Annotated in this window: 14 protein-coding genes; 8 read left to right on the forward strand and 6 right to left on the reverse strand. The window is 69.1% G+C overall.

Annotated elements, in window-relative coordinates:
- Positions 1–11 precede the first annotated feature (11 nt).
- Positions 12–1,220 carry an MFS transporter gene (locus ACFRJ8_RS21555; protein ID WP_377988401.1) on the reverse strand — a complete coding sequence of 403 codons (1,209 nt, stop codon included), beginning with the start codon at positions 1,218–1,220 and terminating at the stop codon, positions 12–14.
- A 271-nt stretch (positions 1,221–1,491) separates the two neighbouring features.
- Between ACFRJ8_RS21555 and ACFRJ8_RS21560 the strand changes: the two genes are divergently transcribed.
- From ACFRJ8_RS21560 to ACFRJ8_RS21575, 4 genes are all read left to right on the forward strand, one after another.
- The gene (locus ACFRJ8_RS21560; RefSeq protein WP_377988402.1) at positions 1,492–1,956 is read left to right on the forward strand and encodes a (deoxy)nucleoside triphosphate pyrophosphohydrolase; all 465 of its coding nucleotides are present in this window, start codon (positions 1,492–1,494) and stop codon (positions 1,954–1,956) included.
- An 88-nt stretch (positions 1,957–2,044) separates the two neighbouring features.
- Positions 2,045–3,187: a Re/Si-specific NAD(P)(+) transhydrogenase subunit alpha gene (locus tag ACFRJ8_RS21565; protein WP_377988403.1), complete on the forward strand. Its 1,143-nt coding sequence runs from the start codon at positions 2,045–2,047 to the stop codon at positions 3,185–3,187.
- Positions 3,187–3,567 carry an NAD(P) transhydrogenase subunit alpha gene (locus tag ACFRJ8_RS21570; protein WP_377988432.1) on the forward strand — a complete coding sequence of 127 codons (381 nt, stop codon included), beginning with the start codon at positions 3,187–3,189 and terminating at the stop codon, positions 3,565–3,567. Before ACFRJ8_RS21565 ends, ACFRJ8_RS21570 begins: the two co-directional genes overlap by 1 nt.
- Positions 3,564–4,937, forward strand: coding sequence for an NAD(P)(+) transhydrogenase (Re/Si-specific) subunit beta (locus ACFRJ8_RS21575; protein ID WP_377988404.1), 1,374 nt, complete (start codon positions 3,564–3,566; stop codon positions 4,935–4,937). Before ACFRJ8_RS21570 ends, ACFRJ8_RS21575 begins: the two co-directional genes overlap by 4 nt.
- A 123-nt stretch (positions 4,938–5,060) precedes the next feature.
- Here ACFRJ8_RS21575 and ACFRJ8_RS21580 read toward each other — a convergent pair whose 3' ends face one another.
- Positions 5,061–6,248, reverse strand: coding sequence for an Rv2578c family radical SAM protein (locus tag ACFRJ8_RS21580; protein WP_377988405.1), 1,188 nt, complete (start codon positions 6,246–6,248; stop codon positions 5,061–5,063).
- A gap of 140 nt (positions 6,249–6,388) precedes the next feature.
- Between ACFRJ8_RS21580 and pcp the strand changes: the two genes are divergently transcribed.
- A complete protein-coding gene (gene pcp / locus ACFRJ8_RS21585; RefSeq protein ID WP_377988406.1) occupies positions 6,389–7,030 on the forward strand; it encodes a pyroglutamyl-peptidase I in 642 nt (213 codons plus the stop codon).
- Positions 7,031–7,138: 108 nt separating this feature from the next.
- On the opposite strand, the gene ACFRJ8_RS21590 is transcribed toward pcp, so the two are convergent.
- Together ACFRJ8_RS21590 and ACFRJ8_RS21595 are read right to left on the reverse strand one after the other, a co-directional pair.
- The gene (locus ACFRJ8_RS21590) at positions 7,139–7,777 is read right to left on the reverse strand and encodes an SIMPL domain-containing protein (RefSeq protein ID WP_377988407.1); all 639 of its coding nucleotides are present in this window, start codon (positions 7,775–7,777) and stop codon (positions 7,139–7,141) included.
- Between the two features lies 1 nt (position 7,778).
- Complete coding sequence (locus ACFRJ8_RS21595; RefSeq protein WP_377988408.1) at positions 7,779–8,288, reverse strand: hypothetical protein; 510 nt, start codon at positions 8,286–8,288, stop codon at positions 7,779–7,781.
- A gap of 310 nt (positions 8,289–8,598) precedes the next feature.
- Between ACFRJ8_RS21595 and pheS the strand changes: the two genes are divergently transcribed.
- The 3 genes from pheS to ACFRJ8_RS21610 are packed head-to-tail and all read left to right on the forward strand — an operon-like array spanning position 8,599 to position 12,995.
- The gene (gene pheS, locus ACFRJ8_RS21600; protein ID WP_377988409.1) at positions 8,599–9,660 is read left to right on the forward strand and encodes a phenylalanine--tRNA ligase subunit alpha; all 1,062 of its coding nucleotides are present in this window, start codon (positions 8,599–8,601) and stop codon (positions 9,658–9,660) included.
- A 2-nt stretch (positions 9,661–9,662) separates the two neighbouring features.
- Positions 9,663–12,206, forward strand: coding sequence for a phenylalanine--tRNA ligase subunit beta (gene pheT, locus ACFRJ8_RS21605; protein WP_377988410.1), 2,544 nt, complete (start codon positions 9,663–9,665; stop codon positions 12,204–12,206).
- 45 nt (positions 12,207–12,251) lie between these two features.
- A complete protein-coding gene (locus ACFRJ8_RS21610; protein WP_377988411.1) occupies positions 12,252–12,995 on the forward strand; it encodes a 4'-phosphopantetheinyl transferase family protein in 744 nt (247 codons plus the stop codon).
- Between the two features lie 25 nt (positions 12,996–13,020).
- On the opposite strand, the gene ACFRJ8_RS21615 is transcribed toward ACFRJ8_RS21610, so the two are convergent.
- Positions 13,021–14,328, reverse strand: a complete 1,308-nt coding sequence (locus ACFRJ8_RS21615; RefSeq protein WP_377988433.1) for a M1 family metallopeptidase — start codon at positions 14,326–14,328, stop codon at positions 13,021–13,023.
- 179 nt (positions 14,329–14,507) lie between these two features.
- Positions 14,508–18,440: a Pls/PosA family non-ribosomal peptide synthetase gene (locus ACFRJ8_RS21620; RefSeq protein WP_377988434.1), complete on the reverse strand. Its 3,933-nt coding sequence runs from the start codon at positions 18,438–18,440 to the stop codon at positions 14,508–14,510.
- Between the last annotated feature and the right edge of the window lie 68 nt (positions 18,441–18,508).

Genomic DNA, 18,508 nt, shown 5'->3' on the forward strand with positions numbered 1-18,508 from the left:
GCTAGGGGCGGCTAGGAGGCCAGCGGCCGCCTGCGTTCCACGGCGCCGCTGATGGCAGCGACCCCGAGCCCCAGCACGGCAAGGACCGCGCCTACGAGCGCGGGAGCGACGTAGCCCCAGCCCCAGGCGATCACAAGGCCGCCCAGGAAGGCGCCCAGGGCGTTGGCGACGTTGAGCGCCGCGTGGTTAAGCGAGGAGGCCAGCGACGGTGCATCGGGAGACGCATCCAGAAGCCTGGTCTGCAGCGCCGGAACCAGCATGGACCCGGCGGCGCCGACCACGAACACCATGACCAGCGCGGACCAGGCCCAATGGACGCCAATGGCGTAGACCACCAGTGCCACCGCAGTGCCGGGCAGCACCCAGTAGATCGTGCCCATGACTGACCTATCGGCGATCCTGCCGCCCACGATGTTGCCCGCCACCATGCCCACGCCGTACAGCGCCACGACCAGCGGCAGCCAGGGCGCCGGGACACCGGCGACGGAGGTCATGGTGTGCGAAATGTACGTGTAGGTCGCGAAGAAACCGCCGAAGCCGACGATGCCGACCAGGATGGCGAGCCACACCTGGAGCCGCTTGAGCGCGCCGAGCTCACGGCGGAAGCTGGCATCTGCGTGCGGCCTCTGGAACGGGACGAACTTCCACAGCATGGCGAGCGTAATGATGCCGATCACGCCCACCAGCAGGAACAGGAGCCGCCACCCGTAGCTCTGGCCCAGCCAGGTAGCGAAGGGGACGCCAACGACGTTGGACACCGTCAGCCCGGCCATGACCATCGAAATGGCCCAACCCCGCTTGGTCGGAGCCACCAAAGAGGCAGCAATCACTGCGGCGACTCCGAAAAAGGCGCCGTGGGGCAGTCCCGCGGCGAACCGGGACACCAGCATGGAACCGTAGTCCGGGGCGAGGAAGGAACTGAGGTTGGCGATGCTGAAGAAGAGCATGAGCCCCAACGCCAGATACTTCCGCGGGAGTTTGGCCCCGACGGCGGCCAGCACCGGCGCGCCGATCACGACGCCGAGGGCGTAGGCCGAAATAAGGTGGCCGGCCTCGGGCGTGCTGATGTTCAGGCCCTGTTCAATCTCCTTGAGCAGGCCCATCATGGTGAATTCCGTGGTGCCGATGCCGAATCCGCCCATCGCCAGGGCGATGATGGCCAGGGCAACGTGACGGGTGCCGGTCTTGGACGGCGCCGGGGCGCGTGTGGTGGTTGTCATTCGTCTTTTCGGGGAGATTTTCCGGAAGGTCCGGAGGGATCGGACAGATAAATATGCTTTAAAGAACTGGGGAGCGGCGCCGAATATTCCGTAACCGGCCGCAGCCGGCCTGCACGGCCGCCTCCACCATTGTCCCTTACCCGGCCGCTCGCGGGTCCGGTCCGACGCGGGACCCGCTCCCGGGGCGGTCCCGGCTCCCGGCCACCGTCCAGGCCCGGGAGCCGGACCGGCCCCCGGCTGGGTGCCCGGCGGCGGCAATAGACTGGTGGGCGTGACTGGACTCATTGGCGTCGTTGGCGGCGCAGTAGTGGACTCCCTGGCCGAACCGGGCCTGCTTCTCGTGGCCCGGCGCACGGCGCCGCCGCAGTTTGCCGGAATGTGGGAGTTCCCGGGCGGAAAGGTGGAGCCTGGCGAAGCGGCCGAAGACGCCCTGCACCGCGAGCTCCGCGAAGAACTGGGCGTGCTGGTGCGGCTGGGGTCCGAGCTGCCGGCGGAAACCGCCACGGGCTGGCCGCTCAACGAGAGGGCGGCGATGAGGGTCTGGTTCGCCGAACTCGCTGAGGGAGAGCCGCGGCCGCTGGAGGACCACGACGAACTGCGCTGGCTCGACCTCCGGAACCCGGCGGAGGTCCTGGGCCTGCCGTGGATTCCGGCGGACTTCCCCATCGTAGAAGCCCTGCTGGCCGCAGTCCGGGCCACCGGGCCACGCGGAGTGGGCGCCGGGCTTAGCCGCTGACCCGCACGGGCCGACGGGCTCCGAATGCCCGCCTCTCGCCAAACAGTCAGGCATGTGCCTACTCTGAACGCAATCGAGAGGAGTGGCCGTGCAGGTCGGTGTCGGACGAGAGCAGCGAGCCGGAGAACGCCGCGTTGCGGCCACACCGGAGACGGTCCAGCAACTGACGGCCCTCGGGCTCCATCTCCTGGTGGAGAGCGGCGCCGGAATCGAAGCAGGGTTCGTGGACGCCGCCTTCAAGGAGGCTGGCGCCACTGTGATCTCCGAACTCCCGCTCGAGGCCCTCGATGTCCTGCTGCATGTCCGCCCGCTCACCCCGGAGGCCGCAGCCCGGCTTCGGCCCGGCACGGTCACCGTCGGCCTGGCGTCGCCGGCCTCGGAACTGTCGACTGTCCGCGCGCTGGCCGCCGCCGGCATCACCTCGTTCGCCCTCGAACTCCTTCCGCGGATTTCCCGGGCACAGTCCATGGATGGGCTCAGCTCGCAGTCCCTGGTCACCGGCTACCGGGCAGTGCTGGAGGCCGCCATGCGGTACCCGCGGTTCTTCCCGCTCTACATGACCGCCGCGGGGACCATCCCGCCGGCGAGGGTGCTGGTCCTCGGCGCCGGCGTCGCCGGGCTGCAGGCGATAGGCACGGCGAAACGGCTCGGCGCCCGGGTGTCGGCCAATGACATCCGGGCCGCCTCCGCCGACGAGGTCGCCTCGATGGGTGGCACTTTCATCAACCTGGACGTGGATTCGGCGGCCGAAGGAGCCGGAGGCTACGCCCGTGCCCTCGGCGAGGACCGGGCACAACGCCAGCGCAGCCTGCTCGCCCCGCACGTCGCCGCAGCGGACATTCTGATCACCACCGCGGCCATCCCGGGCCGGGCCGCTCCCTTGCTGGTGACCACCGCAATGGTGGCCAGCATGCGGCCCGGGTCGGTCGTGGTCGACCTCGCCGCGGAGTCCGGAGGCAATGTCGAAGGCGTGATCGCGGGCCAGGACATCCAGGTGCCGGTCGACGGTGGGTCGGTGACCCTCGTGGGCCTGCAGGACGCGGCATCAGCCATGCCCTCGGACGCGTCCCGGCTTTTCGCCCGGAACGTCAGCAACTTCCTTGCCCTCATGACCGACGCCGGCTCAGTGGCCCCGGACTTCAACGACGACGTGGTTGCCGGAACGTGCCTGACCTACGGCGGCTGCGTGCGGCATGAACCCACCGCGGCTGCACTGGAAATGGAGGCATGATGGGCCCTGTGGCATTGCTGACGGTGGTGGTGCTGGCAGTGTTCGTCGGCTTCGAAGTCGTCTCCAAGGTCACCAGCAAGCTGCACACACCGCTAATGTCCGGCGCCAACGCCATTCACGGCATCATCCTGGTCGGCGCCATCATGGTGGCAGGACAGGCCAGCGACCCCTGGGTGCTCGGCATCGCGTTGCTGGCCGTGGTCCTGGCAACCATCAACCTGGTGGGCGGCTTCGTGGTTACGGACCGGATGCTTGAGATGTTCAGCGGTCACAAGCGGCCGCGCGTAGGAACAGGCGCCGCTATAGCCGGCGGAACCGCGGGAGAAGGACACTCCGGCAACGGAGGCTCCGGCGGCGGCGGGGCGGGGGAGGGCCGATGAGTCTTCTGGGCCCGGAATGGACAGCCCTGCTCTACCTTGCGGCCGCCGTCTGCTTCATCCTTGCGCTCAAGGGCCTCAGCTCGCCACGGACCGCCCGCCGCGGCAACGCCATCGGTGCGGCCGGGGCGCTCCTCGCCGTCGTCACCGTGTTCTTCTCCGCGCGGCTGGAAAATATTCCGCTCATCCTGGCAGCCATTGCCGTGGGCTCCGCGATTGCCGTCCCCGTGGCCCGGCGGGTGCAAATGACCCAGATGCCCCAACTGGTGGCGCTGTTCAACGGCGTCGGAGGCGGGGCCGCCGCACTCGTGGCCGTACTGGAACTTGGCCACAACGAGGATCCATGGGTCCGCCTGGCCGTGGTCTTCACCATGCTGGTGGGCGCGCTGTCCTTCGCCGGCTCCGCGGTGACTGTGGGCAAGCTGCAGGAACTCATCAGCACCCGCCCCCTGCTCTTTCCCGGCATGCCGTGGGTTATGGGCGCCGCCCTGCTGGGTGCAGTGATGTCAGGGGCGCTGGTGGTCCTGACCGGGTCGCTCGGCTGGTCGCTCGCGCTGCTGGGCTTTGGGTCCGCCGCCGGGCTGCTCCTGGTGATGCCCGTCGGCGGTGCGGACGTGCCGATCGTGATCTCCCTGCTGAACGCCTTCACGGGACTGGCAGTGGCAGCGTCCGGCGTGGTACTGGGCAATGTCCTGCTGCTCGTCGCCGGGACGCTTGTCGGCGCGAGCGGCACAATCCTGACCAAGGCGATGGCCTCGGCCATGGGACGCGGAGTCGCGGGCATCCTGTTCGGGGCGTTCAAGGGCGGCTCGACGGCGGGTTCCACAGCCGTGAGCGACCGGCCCGTGCGTTGTTCGTCGCCGGAGGACGTTGCCGTTCAGCTTGGCTATGCCCAGCGGGTGGTCATCGTTCCCGGCTACGGACTTGCAGTGGCGCAGGGCCAACACACCGTGGCGGAACTTGCCGCGGCCCTGGCTGCCCGCGGCGTGGAGGTGGTCTTCGCCATTCACCCCGTGGCGGGACGCATGCCGGGGCACATGAACGTGCTGCTGGCCGAGGCCGACGTGCCGTACGAGTCACTGCGGGAGCTGGCCGAAATCAATCCCGAGTTCGCTAACACGGATATTGCGCTGGTGGTCGGCGCCAACGACGTCGTCAACCCGGCGGCCAAGACTTCCCCCGGTTCGCCGATTTACGGGATGCCGATCCTGGAAGTCGTGCAGGCCCAGCAGGTCGTGTTCCTGAAGCGATCGATGCGCCCGGGGTTTGCCGGCATCGAGAACGAGCTTCTGCACGATCCCAAGACCTCGCTCCTGTTCGGGGATGCCAAGGATTCGCTGTCCAGGGTGCTCGGCGCGGTCAAGGCACTCTAGTTCACTGCACACCAGGTTCACTGCACTCGAGGTTCACGGCTTAATCCGTTCACGCCACTCTAGGTTCACGGCACTCCAGGTTCACAGCGCGCAAGGTTCACAGCGCTCTAGTTGAAGCGGGCTTCAAAACAGTGTGGGCTGCGCTGAACTGGGAAGGGCTGTGCTGGAAGAGGCTGCACCGGAGTGGGCTGCGCCCGCGTGGCCCGGGTGGCCGGCGCGCCAGCCACCTGCGTGCCCGGCAGTGTCCGGGATGCTTCCGGCCGGATACTGGGCTTCTTCCTCGCGGGCATCGTGGTGGTCGGTGCCGCCGTCGAGATCCCTGTGGCTGAATCCCTGCGAGCCGGAAAAGCCGTGCAGGTCCTTGAAATAGCGGATGCGGCCGGCCAGCCATGCCCGGTATTCCTTGGACGCATAGGACCCGCTGCCGTACAAACGACGGTACTTGCCGGCCAGCTGCGGATGTTCACGGGCGATCCACTGCATGAACCATTCACGGGTGCCAGGTTTCAGGTACAGCGCGCCGGCAGTGACCCCTGTGGCGCCGGCCGCCGCCAGGGCTCCGAAGAGGGAGTCGAGGGCCTCGTCGCTGTCCGAGAGCCACGGCAGGATGGGCATGGCCATGACGCCGCAGGGCAGGCCTGCCTCCCGCAGCCGGCTGATGAGCTTCAGCCGCGCGCGCGGGCCCGGCGTGCCCGGTTCCACGGCCTCGGACAGTTCTTCATTGGTCATGGCCAGCGAAATGCCTACGCCCACAGGCACCTGGGCGGCGGCATGCTTCAGGAGCGGGATGTCCCGGGCAAGGAGCGTGCCTTTGGTGAGGATGGACAGGGGAGTGCCGGAGTCGGCCAGCGCGCCGATGATGCCGGGCATGAGCTGATAGCGGCCCTCTGCGCGCTGGTACGGGTCCGTGTTGGTGCCAAGGGCCACGTGCTCGTGCTGCCAGGAGGGCTTGGCCAGCTCCTTGCGCAGGATCTCGGCGGCGTTGATTTTAACCACCACCTGGCTGTCAAAGTCCAGGCCGGCGTCGAAGTCCAGATAGGTGTGGCTCTTGCGCGCGAAGCAGTAGACGCAGGCATGGCTGCAGCCCCGGTAGGGGTTGATGGTCCACTCGAACGGCATCCGCGAACCGGCGACCACCTTGTTGAGCACCGATTTGGCGGTGACCTCATGGAAGGTGATCCCGGCAAAGTCGGGGGTGGACACGGAGCGCACCAGCCCGGCCAGCGGCAGCAGGGCTGGTGCGGCTGGTGAATCGGCGGAAAGGGCGGCCGGGGAATCGCCGCGCTCAAGTGCTTGTGCGTCCCATCTCATGCCTATATTCGAATATATGTTCGACTGATTGTCAAGGATGCCGTCAGGCCGGCGAGGCGCCATGTCTGCGGGTGGGCGTGCCGTTCGCGGGGCGGGGGCAGCCAGGTCGCAGTGGGAGGGCGGATTGCTAGGCTGGGGCGATGATTCTCCTGACCGGGTTCGAGCCGTTCGGCGGCGATACCGCCAATCCGTCCTGGGCCGCGGCCCGTTCGGCGGCACGGTTGCTCCAGGCCGAAGGGCTGGATGTCCAGGCCGTGGAACTGCCCTGCGTCTTTGGGGACTCGGCCGAGGCGTTGGTTGAGGCCCTCGAGCGGTTCCGGCCGGAGCTTGTGCTGTGCGCCGGCCAGGCCGGCGGGAGGGCGCGCATTTCCCTGGAGCGGGTGGCCATCAATTGTGACGACGCCCGGATCCCGGACAACGCCGGCAACCAGCCGGTGGACGAACCCGTGGTCCAGGGTGGACCGGCGGCCTATTTCACGTCGCTGCCTGTCAAGGCTGCGCTCGCGGCGCTGACGGCGGAGCAGATCCCGGCTGCTGTGTCCCAGAGTGCCGGGACCTATGTCTGCAACCACGTCTTCTATGCGCTCATGCACGCCCTGCAGCTCCGTCCCGGCACCAGGGGAGGCTTTGTCCACATTCCCTACGCGGACACACAGTTACCGGCCGGGAGCAGCACCCCGTCGCTGCCGGCGCATCAGATGGCGGCGGCGCTCGCCGTCGTCGTCCGCACCACATTGGCGACGACGGCGGATCTCAGGCTCGCTGCCGGCGCAACGCACTAGCGGCCGGCGGGCCATTCGACGGCTCTTGCCGGTCGCGGCCGCCGCCGGTGACTCGGGGGCAATTACCCGGCCAAATACCCGAGCTTTACTCGAACAATGACTCGAACATCAGGCGAGCAGTTCCCAGACGACGCCGACCGTGGCGGTGACGCTCGACTCGCCAGCCTCAACGGTGAGCGAGTCCGCCGCCACCGCGCGCTGCATCTTCGCCACCGGGATCGGCGCCTGGAAACCGGTGTGCTGGGTGAGGGATAGGACCTTGCCCAGGCTGGCCCCGGAGAGGGTGGCGTAGTGCGCGGCGGTGGTGCGGGCGTCCTGCCAGGCGGCCTCCCGGGCCTGGGCCTCGACGGCGGCGGGGTCCGCGAAGCCGAGGCTCAGTCCGTTCAGCCGGACGGAGTCGCCGCCGGCGGCAACGGCGCCGGCAAGGATCTGTGAGGACGCGGACAACGCGCGGATCCTGACGGTGAGCGTGTTCGAGGCCAGGTAGCCGGTCACGGTCTGGCCGCGGCCATCCTGCCAGTTCAGCTCGGCCCGGACATTCAGCCCGGAGGTGGACATGTCAGCGTTGTCCACTCCGTGTTGCCGGAGCTCCGCCGTGATGGCGGCTGATCGTGTTCCTGCCTCGGCGTAGGCCTCGGCGACAGTGTCGCGGCGGCATTCAACGCCGATCGACAAGGTCAGCAGGTCCGGCGCCGCCTCGGCGCTCCCGGTTCCTGTGACCGAGATGCTTCTGGGGGTCTCTGTCATGTCAGGCCTCATAACGGTTGGGGGCTGCCGTGCCGATTCTTCGGTGCTTCCGAGGAGCGGTCCTGGGCGTGGTGGTGCCGGGCGGGGCGGTCCTGGGCATGCACGGCATACCGGGCCGGGGGTAGCCGCCTGCCTCCAAGCCGGCGCGGCGCTCGAAGAAGTTGGCGCTGCCGGGGTTGCCGGTCCGCCAGAGGGACCAGCCCGCGGCGATGAAGTACAGGGGAAGGAAGGGCCATCCAAGGCACCAGGCGTACTGCGTGCTGTGGCGCTCCTCGTGACCGAGCAGTGCCGGATTTGCGACGGCGGATTCCGGGCCGGCACGGAACAGGATCACGTTGCCCACAGTAAAGGCCGCGGCAAATGGAAGCCGCCAGCGGTAGCGGCTCGCGATCAGCAGCCCGCGCGGACCGGAGCTGACGGTTGTCCGGGCGCAGGCCGCCAGGAGGAGGCCCAGAAAGGTGGACCCGTTCAGCAAGTTGGCTATCTGGCGCAGCCGTTGTCCGGACGTCATGAGGCCATGGTAGCCGGGGGTATGCCCGGCGGTCAGGGGCCCGGCAGCACGTCCCGGTGCCCGTGGGGACGTGCGCGGGTTCAGCGTCCGGGTTCAGCGTCCCGGGTTCAACGTCCGGGTCCAGCGTCCATGGGGGCCGCGGCGACGGGGCGTCACGAACGCCTGACGTTCGACTGGCGATTGGCTGGCGGCCGACGGCCGTCTACTAGACTGGGGACAGTGACCATAAGCCTTGCCGAGAACCCGCGCCGTGCCCTGTGCCCGTGCCGTGTGCTGTCGGCATGATCCGACTCGTAGCTAAGAACAGTAGATGACTGAAACTTTGCCGGGCGCCGCCGTCCCGAACCCTCTGGATGAAGCCGCCATTACCGCCGCCGTAGACCAGGCCGTTGCCGCCATCGCCGCGGCCTCCACCCTCGATGAACTCAAGGCCGTGCGCCTCGCGCACACGGGCGAAAAGTCCGCGCTGAGCCTCGCCAACCGTGAGATCGGCGCGCTGCCCAAGGACCAGAAGGCCGCCGCCGGCAAGCTCATGGGCGCCTCCCGGGGACGCGTCAACAAGGCGCTCGCCGACCGCACGGCGGAGCTCGAGGCCGAGAACGACGCGCGGATCCTCGTCGAAGAGACCGTGGATGTCACGGCGGCGCCGCGCCGGCGCCGGGCCGGTGCGCGCCACCCGCTGTCCACGCTGCAGGACCGCGTAGCGGACATCTTTGTCGGCATGGGTTGGGAAATCGCCGAGGGGCCCGAGGTGGAGTCCGAATGGTTCAACTTCGATGCCCTGAACTTCAAGCCGGACCACCCTGCCCGCGACATGCAGGACACCTTCTTCGTTGAGCCGCCCGAGGCCCACCTGCTCATGCGCACGCACACCTCGCCGGTGCAGGTCCGCTCCATGCTGGAACGGGAGCTGCCCATCTACGTCCTGTGCCCGGGCAAGGTGTTCCGCACGGACGAGCTCGATGCGACGCACACCCCGGTGTTCCACCAGTTCGAGGGCCTGGCCATCGACAAGAAGCTCAGCATGGCAGATCTCCGCGGTACCCTGGAGCACTTCGCCCGCCAGATGTTCGGCGCGGAAGCCCAGATCCGGCTGCGCCCCAACTACTTCCCGTTCACCGAGCCGTCCGCGGAACTCGACATCTGGCACCCGGGCGCCAAGGGCGGCCCCAGCTGGATCGAGTGGGGCGGCTGCGGCATGGTCAACCCCAACGTCCTGCGCGCCGCCGGCATCGACCCGGAGGTCTATTCAGGTTTTGCCTTCGGCATGGGCATCGAACGCACCCTCATGTTCCGTAATGAGGTTGGCGACATGCGCGACATGATCGAAGGCGACGTACGTTTCAGCGAGCACTTCGGGATGGAGATCTAACAGTGCGTATCCCACTTTCCTGGCTGCGTGAATTCGCGCAGGTACCGGCCGGAGCATCGGCCGAAGACGTCATGGCCGAGCTCGTCAAGGTCGGCTTTGAAGAAGAAGCAGTCCACCGCCCCACGGACACCCTCCGGGGGCCCATCGTGGTGGGCCAGGTGCTCAGCATCGTCAAGGAACCCCAGACCAACGGGAAGACCATCAACTGGTGCCAGGTCCGGGTTGTTCCCGAGGGCCAGCCGCAGTCCCTCACGGGCGACGGCATCGACCCCTCCGGCGTCCAGGGCATCATCTGCGGCGCCCACAACTTCGTGGAGGGTGACAAAGTGGTGGTGACCCTTCCGGGTGCGGTGCTGCCGGGCGACTTCCACATTTCCGCGCGGAAGACCTACGGTCACCTCTCGGCCGGCATGATCGCCTCGGTGCGCGAACTGGGCATCGGCGAGGACCACGACGGCATCCTGGTGCTGTCCCGGATCGGGCTGGATCCAGAAATCGGCACCGACGCCATGGAGCTGCTGGGCCTCTACGACCAGGCGGCCGAGATCAATGTGACGCCGGACCGCGGGTATGCGTTCTCCATCCGCGGTGTGGCCCGTGAGTACGCGCACGCCACCGGCACGGTGTTCACGGACCCGGCGTCCAAGGTCAAGGCCCCGGCGGCGCTGTCCGGCGGCTACGGCGTCAAGCTCAACGACGACGCCCCCATCTACGGCAAGCCCGGCTGCGACCGCTTTGTGGCCCGCACCGTGCGCGGCGTGGATGCCACCCGGCCCACCCCGCCGTGGATGACCTCCCGTCTCCGGCTCGCCGGCATCCGGTCCATCTCCCTCCCGGTGGATATCTCCAACTACGTCATGCTCGAGCTGGGGCAGCCGAACCACTGCTACGACCTGGACAAGCTGGCCGGCGACATTGTGGTCCGGCGTGCCACGGCAGGGGAGAAGATCACCACCCTGGATGACAAGGAGCGCACGCTCGACGCCGAGGATCTGCTGATCACGGACGCATCCGGCCCCATCGGGATCGCCGGCGTCATGGGCGGTGCCCACACCGAAGTCTCGGACTCCACCACAAACGTCCTGGTCGAGGCCGCGCACTTCGACGAGGTCTCGATCGCACGCTCGCGCCGCCGGCACAAGCTGCCCTCCGAGGCGTCCAAGCGCTTCGAACGCGGCGTGGATTGGCAGGTGGCCGATGTTGCCGCCCAGCGGGTGGTGGACCTGCTGGTCGAATTCGCCGGAGGCACGGCGGATGAGGCCGGGACCGACGTCGGCACCGCACCGGACGCCGTCACCATCGAACTGCCGGCAGGGTACGCCGCAGCCCGGATCGGGATCGACTTCACCGAGGAACACATCGTGACCTCGCTGGAAGACCTCGGCGCCGTCGTCGAAAACAACGGCAACGGCCACACGGTGACCGCGCCGAGCTGGCGCAGCGACCTCGAAACCAAGGACGACCTCACCGAGGAAATCGCCCGCCTGGTCGGCTACGACCAGATCCCGGCGACCCTTCCCGTGGCGCCGCCGGGCCGTGGCCTGACCCGCCTCCAGCAGCAGCGCCGCCGCCTGATCCAGGCCCTCGCCGACGCCGGACTCACCGAGGTCCTGAGCTACCCGTTCGTCTCCAAGGCGGCCAATGACACCTTTGGCGTCCCGGCCGAGGGTGCAGAGCGCAAGGCCCTGAAGCTGGCTAACCCGATCAGCGAGGAGCACGGCTTCCTGCGGACCTCCGTCCTGCCGGGCCTGCTCGAGGTAGCCAAGCGCAACCACTCCCGTGGCTTCCGCGACCTCGCCCTCTTCGAGGCCGGGCTCGTGTTCCTGCCCGGCGACCAGCTTGGCACCGCCACGATTCCGCCGCTCGGCGTCAAGCCCAGCGACGAGGTGCTGGACGGCCTGTACGACGGCGTCCCGGACCAGCCGCTGCACCTCGCCGCCGTACTCACGGGGCACGACTCTCCTACCGCCCCGGCCCACACCCCGCGGGCCTGGGACTGGGCGGACGCGGTGGACATCGCCCGGATCGCCGGCGACGTGCTCGGCGTCGAACTCCTGGTCACGCAGGGCCGGCACCAGGCCTTCCACCCGGGCCGAACAGCACAGCTTGAGCTGCGCACCGGCGAGGTAGTGGGCTACGCCGGCGAGCTGCACCCGAAGTTGCTGGCGGCACATGACATGCCGGCCCGTTCCGTGGCGCTCGAACTGAACGCCGACGCCCTCTTCGAGGCTGCTGCCGACGTGATCGTGGCCCGGCACATCTCGACGTACCCCGTGGCCACCCAGGACGTGGCCCTCGTGGTGCCGCAGGACGTCCCGGCAGAAGAGGTGCTCACCGCCCTGCGTGAAGGCGCAGGCGAGCTGCTCGAAGACGTCGCCCTGTTCGACGTCTACGCGGGCAAGGGCATCGAGGAGGGCAAGAAGTCGCTGGCGTTCAGCCTGCGTTTCCGTGCCAACGACCGCACCCTGACGGCCGACGAGGCCTCAGCAGCGCGTGAAGGTGCCGTCGCCGCTGCGCACGAACGCTTCGGAGCGGTGCAGCGCTGAGAACTGCGCTGGTGACAGCGCTGATGAGCTGAAAGGGGGCGGGTCATGGCATCACACCTTGTTGTGCGTGCCTGCCCGCCCTTTGGCGTTCCCGGGGTTCCCGGGGCTCTTGGGGCCCCCGGTGTGCCGGGGCCCGGGACGGAATCCGCGGCTGGCTCCGAGCTGGAACGCGAGTCGCGTTCCCTGCTGGACGGGGCCGAGCTCGAGCGGGCCCGGGCCATGACCCCGCGGACCCGGCAGGAGTTCCTCGCCGGACGGCTCGCACAGCGGCGGTTCGCCGCCGGCCTGCTCGGCGTCCCGGCGTCGGACCTCACCGCCTGGTACAGCTGTCCACGCTGCGGCACCGGCGCTGACATCTCCCACGGCAAGCCCGGGTACCGGCTCCGGGGCGAGGCCGTGCCATTGCTGCTGAGCCTGTCCCGCGCTGCCGGCTGGACGCTTCTGGCCGGCGTCGTGGACCCGGAGCCGGGCCAGCGCCTGGGCGTCGACGTCGAGGATCCGGCCCGGGCAGACTTCGATGGGTTCGACGACGTCGTGCTGACCGCGGCGGAGCAACTCCACCTCGCCGGGCTGGACGGTATCTCCCTGCTGCGGGGCCGGGCCCGGCTATGGGCGCGCAAGGAGGCGTGGCTCAAGATGCTGGGCACGGGGCTGCAGACCGCCCCGGACACCCTCGACGTGCTGGGCACAACCGTGGACGGCCATGCCGGGCTCCGGGACCTGGCGCCGGCAGAGACAGGACTGCCCGCGGACCTCGTGGCCGCTGTCGCGGTCGCGGTCCTGCCCTAGCGCTTCCGGCAGAACAGTCCTTCCCTCAGAGCCGGGGCGGTGCTGGCTGCGGGAGCGGCGGGAGGGCGTGTTCGAACAGCCAGGGGTGCAGCAGGGCCTCTGCGTCGAGGCCGGTGGTGTGGGCGGCCGCGACGATGAAGTCGGCAGTGGTCACTGTGCCGTGGCGGAAGCGGTCCGCCCAGTCGTGCAGCAGGGCGAAGAACGCGAGGTCGCCGGAGCGCACCCGCAGCGCGTGCAGGGCAAGGGCTCCGCGTTTGTAGACGCGATCATCAAACATCAGCTCCGGGCCGGGATCGCCCACCATCAGGTCCTGTGGGGTGGCGGACAGCCTGCGCCAGGCGGCGCGGGCGCGGCCCGCCGCCGACATGACGCCGGCCTCTTCAGACCAGAGCCATTCCGCGTAGCAGGCAAAGCCCTCGTGCAGCCAGATGTCCTTCCACGTCGCCGCGGTGAGCGAGTTCCCGAACCATTGGTGCGCGAGTTCGTGGGCGATCATCCGCTGCGAATCCCAGTCCTGCCGCAAATGATTTGGGCCCAGGATGGACAGTGTCTGCGCTTCCAGGGGGATTTCCAGCACGTCGCCGGTGACCACCACGGTGTACTCCGGGAACGGGTACGGCCCAAAGCAGTTGGTGAAGGTCCGCATCATCTCGGGCTGCCGGGCCAGGGCGGTCCGCGCCGCAGCCGCCAGCGTCGCCGGAACGGCCACATACTGCGGAACGTGCCCTGACGGCCGCTCGGCATTGAGCGTCAGGAGCTCATAACGGCCGATCTGGACCGTTGCCAGGTAGGTGGCCATGGGTTCGGCCTGCTCGTACACCCAGGTCTCGCGGCTGGCCCTGCTGGTGCGGGAGAGCAGCACGCCGTTACACACGGCCCGGTAGTTCGCGTCGGTGGTCACCGTGATGAGGTAGCTCGCCTTGTCCCGCGGGTGGTCATTGCACGGGAACCAGGAGGCGGCGCCGTTGGGCTGGCCGGCCACCAGCACACCATCGGAGAGCTCCTCCCAGCCGACTTCGCCCCACAGTCCGCGGCGCGGCGCAGGGTAGCCCTCGTAGCGGATGTCCAGGGTAAAGGCCTCGTTGGCCAGCAGGGGAACGTCGGGATAAACCACGAGCTGCTCCGCCCGCTGGGTGAACCTGCGCACCCGGCGTCCGTCGAGCTGGATCTTCGTGGCCCGGAGTCCAGCCAAGTCCAGGACGATCGCCGACGTCGGGAACTGCGTGACCGCGTGCAGGACGGCGTGCCCGGCGAGGCGGTTGCTGCTGACGCGGTAGTCCAGATTCAGTTCATACCGGGTGACGCGGTAGGCATTGGTCCCGTGGCCCGGCATGTAGGGGTCAGGGGCGCCGGCTTCAGGGCCGGTTGCCCGGCTGATCTCCCGGCTGATTTCCCGGCTGACTTCCCCGCTGATAGGCCCGCGGGGGGCGGAGGCGGCGCCGCTGCTTGGTGCGCTGGTGCTCAATGAACGGACCTTCGGGTTGTCGTGCAGGTGGACGTGCGCTGGCGGGGCTACCGGGGCCTGGCGGGCGGTGCCGGCCCGTCCCACGGACTGACCGGATTGCCCATCCAGTACGTCCCGGCGGGGACGGTTTCGCCCCGCATGACGAGGGACGCCGGCCCCACCGTGCCGCCGCTGCCGATCCTGGCCTGCGGCAGGATGACGCCGTGCGGCCCCATGGTGGCTCCGTCATCGAGCCTAACAGTGTCGATGCTCATGACCCGGTCATGGAACAGATGGGTCTGGACGACGCAGCCGCGGTTGACGGTCGAGTTCCTGCCGAGGGTGACGAGGTCCGCCTCGGGGAGCCAGTAGCTTTCGCACCAGGTCCCCGCACCGATTTTCGCGCCGAGTGCCCGCAACCACCACACCAGGGCCGGGGTGCCGGTGGCGGCGCGCGCGAACCATGGGGCGCTGACCATCTCGATGAAGGTGTCCACCACCTCGTTCCGCCAAATGAACGAGCTCCACAGCGGGTGCTCGCCGGGGCGGATGCGGCCCACAAGCAGCCACTTGGCCGCCACGGCACTGGCCGCGGCCGTGGCCCCGGCCAGCAGGACCACCACCCCGCTCAGGACAGCGGCGATTCCGTAGTTGAAGACTGTCGCCATCGCGTCGAAGGCGAGCATCACGCCGGCAGCGATCGCGACGGTCAGCATGACCGGGACGAACCGGCACAGCTCCCAGAGGGCGCGCGCGACCTTCAGCTTCCGGGGCGGCTGGTAGGTCCGTGTGTCGTCCGAGGCGATGGCGGTGCGTCGCAGCCGCACGGGCGGGCTGCCCAGCCACGATGTCCCGGCCTTTGCCTTGGCCGGCGTCGCGGAGAGGACCGCCACGAGGGAGTTCTTGGGCACGTTGCGCCCGGCCGCCGTCATGCCCGAGTTGCCCAGGAAGGACCGTTTGCCGATCTTGGCCGGGGCGATCCGCATCCAGCCGCCGTCGAGTTCGTAGGACGCCACCATGGTGTCATCTGCCAGGAACGCGCCCTCGCCCACGGTGGTCATGCTGGGGATCAGCAACACTGTCGAGGCTTCCACGTTGCGGCCCACCTTCGCGCCGAGAAGCCGCAGCCAGACCGGCGTAAAGAGGCTGGCGTAGAGCGGGAACAGCAGATCCCGGGCCAGATCCAGTACCCGCTCGGTCGCCCAAACCTGCCATCCGATCCGGCTCCGGACCCGGTAGTAGCCCTCTGCGAGGCCCGCGCTGAGGAGTCTCGTGGTCGCCAGGATCAGCAGCAGGTTGGTCAGGAACCATGCCAGCGCCGCCAGGGGGATCGAGAGCACAATACCGGGCAGGGCCGCGGGCAGGGAAGAACTGCCCTGGATGAACGCGAATATCACGAAGGCCGCGACGGCGGCGGAGACATAGGGGATGAGCGCCAGCACGGCGGATGCCGCGGCGAAGCCGGCGAACCACAGCCGGCCCATCAGCCGGTGCTCGGACGGGGAGTCCGGCCATGAGTGCCGTGCCTTGCCGCGGCGCTCGGCCGGTGAGCCGGCCACCAGCTGTCCTGCCTTGACCTTCCCGATCACCGCGGAGCCCGGCTCCACCTGCGCTCCTGCGCCCACGGTGGCACCAGGCATGAGTGTGCTGCGGGCGCCGACGCTTGCGCCGGCGCCAATCCGGATGGCGCCGATGTGCACACGGTCGCCGTCGATCCACCAGCCGGACAGGTCGACTTCAGGCTCGATATTGGATCCGGCGCCCAGGGACAGCAGCCCGGTGACGGGCGGGAGCGAATGCAGCTGCACGTTCTCGCCGATCTTCGCGCCGAGCGCCTTTGCGTAGTACGGCACCCACGGCGCGCTGGCCAGGCTGATGGCGCCGGCGAGGTCCTGGATCTGTTCCGCGAGCCAGAGCCTGAGGTGCACCCGCCCGGAGCGTGGATACGTGCCGGGCACGACGTTGCGGAGCAGGACCCGGGCGGCGGCAACGGAGATCAGCATCCGCCCGGCCGGGCTGACAAAGACCAGCCAGGATGCGCCCACCCACCACCACGAGATGGTGGGCGCTGCGCTGAATCCGGCGAAGGCGGCCAGGAGATTGTTGGCGGCCATCAGGTAGGTCAGCCAGCGCATGCCGACCAGGATGTGCAACGGAATGCCAAGGAGGGTCTGGAAGGCCTGGGACTTCCGCGCCGTGGGCCGGACGGTGCGCTCCTGCACGGCGACTGTTCCGCCCTCCGGGAGCGACTGGCGCGCCTCGTCCACCAGGGCGCCCACCCGGGGTGTTGCATAGATGTCGGCCACCGTGATGGTGGGGTAGCGGACGCGCAAGGCGGACACCAGCTGCGCGGCAGCCAGCGAGCCGCCGCCGTAGGCGAAGAAATCGGCGTCGAGGCTAGTGACCGGGCTTCCGAGCACGGCGCTCCACTGTTCAACGATCCACTGCGCGTCATCGGGCAGGTTCAGCGGGGCACCTTCGGCCTCGGCAGCTCCTGTTCCGCTGAGCGGCCAGGGCAGGGCATGGCGGTCCACTTTGCCGCTGGTTTTGGTCGGCAGCGAATCGACCAGCGTCAGCAGCGGGATGAGGGGCGCGGGCAGGCTCTCGCCCAGCAGTTCGCGCGCGGCCGCGAGGTCGATGTCACGGCCCGATACTGCGGCCAGGTAGCCGACCAGGATCTGGTTGCCGGCCGGGGTGGTCTGCACGGCGGCGGCGGCGCCGGCGACGTCCGGCAGGGACTGCATAGCGGCGTCGATTTCTCCGAGTTCGATCCGGCGGCCGCCGAGCTTGACCTGTTCATCGGCGCGGCCCTGGAAGATGAGGCCTGCTGCTTCGTACCTGACGAGGTCGCCGGAGCGGTAGGCGCGCGGCCAGCCCAGGGACGGCATGGGGGCGTATTTTTCCGCGTCCTTGACCGGGTCAAGGTACCGGGCCAGCCCCACACCGCCGATGATCAGTTCACCCACCTCGCCTTCGGCAACAGGCAGCGCATCGGCGTCGACGACGGCGAGGTCCCAGCCGTCCAGCGGCAGGCCGATCCGGACGGGGCCGGGCGCGCCGAGCCGCGCGGCACACGCAACCACTGTGGCTTCGGTGGGCCCGTAGGTATTCCACACTTCGCGTCCTTCGACGGCGAGCCGCTCGGCAAGGTCCGGCGGACAGGCCTCCCCGCCGAAGATGAGCAGCCGGACGCTTTCCAGCGACTCCACGGGCCAGAGCGCAGCGAGCGTGGGGACGGTGGAGACCACAGTGATGCCGTGGCTGATGAGCCAGGGGCCCAGGTCCATCCCGGTCCGGACCAGCGCCCGGGGTGCCGGAACAAGGCAGGCACCGTGGCGCCACGCCAGCCACATTTCCTCGCAGGAGGCATCGAAGGCAACGGACAAGCCGGCCAGCACCCGGTCCTGTGGGCCCACCGGATCGCCCTGCAGGAAGATGCGGGCCTCGGCGTCCACGAATGCGGCGGCCGAGCGGTGCTGGACCGCGACGCCCTTGGGTGTGCCGGTGGAGCCGGAGGTGAAGATGACCCACGCATCGTCGTCCGGGCCAGGCGGCCTGGCTCCTGGGAACGGCCGGGGGTGGTTGCTGTCCGTGACAATCTTCCCGCCGGCGCGGAGGATGGCGGCCACCCTGGCCTCGCCGAAGACCAGTTTGGCCCGCTCATCCGGATCGTCGGCGTCTACCGGGACGTAGGCCGCACCGACCAGCAGTACCGCCAGGATCGAGACGTAGAGCTCGTTGGTGCCGGAGGGGATCCGGACGCCGATCTTGTCGCCGGCGCCCAGCCCGGCGAGATGCAGTTTCCTCGCCGTTGCCCGGACTTCGTCCATGAGCTGGGCGTAGCTGAGCGAGCGGTGGCCGTCGTCGAGGGCGGAGGCGTCCGGGAACCGGGCGGCGGCATCGCGGAGGATGTCGATGAGCGTCCGCTCCGCCGGGGCCGAGAGCGCCCCCGGCAGCTGGGGGTCGTAGACGGTGGCGCGGGGTACCGGAAGACTCTGCACCGCAGCGGCGTCGGGGGCTTCACTCGGAGTCAGTCGTTGCTCGGTCACTGGCGCATTGTCCCTGCAGG

Origin of the sequence: Arthrobacter sp. NPDC056886, from assembly GCF_042788715.1 — a bacterium.
In the GTDB taxonomy this organism is placed as follows: domain Bacteria; phylum Actinomycetota; class Actinomycetes; order Actinomycetales; family Micrococcaceae; genus Arthrobacter.

Excerpts from the sequence above, each read along its gene's own strand:
- ACFRJ8_RS21555 (WP_377988401.1), bottom strand. The coding sequence starts at position 1,220 with ATGACAACCACCACACGCGCCCCGGCGCCGTCCAAGACCGGCACCCGT.
- ACFRJ8_RS21570 (WP_377988432.1), top strand. The coding sequence starts at position 3,187 with ATGGGCCCTGTGGCATTGCTGACGGTGGTGGTGCTGGCAGTGTTCGTC.
- ACFRJ8_RS21575 (WP_377988404.1), top strand. The coding sequence starts at position 3,564 with ATGAGTCTTCTGGGCCCGGAATGGACAGCCCTGCTCTACCTTGCGGCC.
- ACFRJ8_RS21580 (WP_377988405.1), bottom strand. The coding sequence starts at position 6,248 with ATGAGATGGGACGCACAAGCACTTGAGCGCGGCGATTCCCCGGCCGCC.
- pcp (WP_377988406.1), top strand. The coding sequence starts at position 6,389 with ATGATTCTCCTGACCGGGTTCGAGCCGTTCGGCGGCGATACCGCCAAT.
- ACFRJ8_RS21590 (WP_377988407.1), bottom strand. The coding sequence starts at position 7,777 with ATGACAGAGACCCCCAGAAGCATCTCGGTCACAGGAACCGGGAGCGCC.
- ACFRJ8_RS21595 (WP_377988408.1), bottom strand. The coding sequence starts at position 8,288 with ATGACGTCCGGACAACGGCTGCGCCAGATAGCCAACTTGCTGAACGGG.
- pheS (WP_377988409.1), top strand. The coding sequence starts at position 8,599 with ATGACTGAAACTTTGCCGGGCGCCGCCGTCCCGAACCCTCTGGATGAA.
- ACFRJ8_RS21610 (WP_377988411.1), top strand. The coding sequence starts at position 12,252 with ATGGCATCACACCTTGTTGTGCGTGCCTGCCCGCCCTTTGGCGTTCCC.
- ACFRJ8_RS21615 (WP_377988433.1), bottom strand. The coding sequence starts at position 14,328 with ATGCCGGGCCACGGGACCAATGCCTACCGCGTCACCCGGTATGAACTG.